Origin of the sequence: Pseudomonas sp. SIMBA_067, assembly GCF_046534675.1 — a bacterium.
Taxonomy (GTDB): domain Bacteria; phylum Pseudomonadota; class Gammaproteobacteria; order Pseudomonadales; family Pseudomonadaceae; genus Aquipseudomonas; species Aquipseudomonas putida.
In genome coordinates this window covers 1-256 of sequence record NZ_JAWRYH010000820.1, presented here as the reverse complement: position 1 = coordinate 256, position 256 = coordinate 1, and the positions used below count along the sequence as shown (strand labels likewise).

1 pseudogene is annotated in these 256 nt (G+C 56.2%); it reads right to left on the bottom strand.

The features are described from left to right. Positions 1 to 26 precede the first annotated feature (26 nt). A pseudogene (locus SB765_RS31485) lies at positions 27 to 256 on the bottom strand (site-specific integrase); the annotation flags it as partial.

Here is a 256-nt window from a genome sequence, read left to right as displayed (position 1 = left end):
AGCTTTTGCAGCTTGATCTTTTCGGCTTACAACGCGGGGTCTAGAGGTGATGTTGTCATAACGCTGGCATTACTTGCAAAAAGAGCCTCTGCGCGCCCTCCGGCTCCCACGTCGGCAGAGGGCATCCAGCGACCATAAACCTTGGCGATCATGGTCCAGTCTTTGTGACCCATTTGCTGAGCAACCCACATCGGATTTTCGCCAGCGCTGAGCATCATCGAGGCGTATGTGTGTCGGCTCTGGTAAGGGCGCCGCC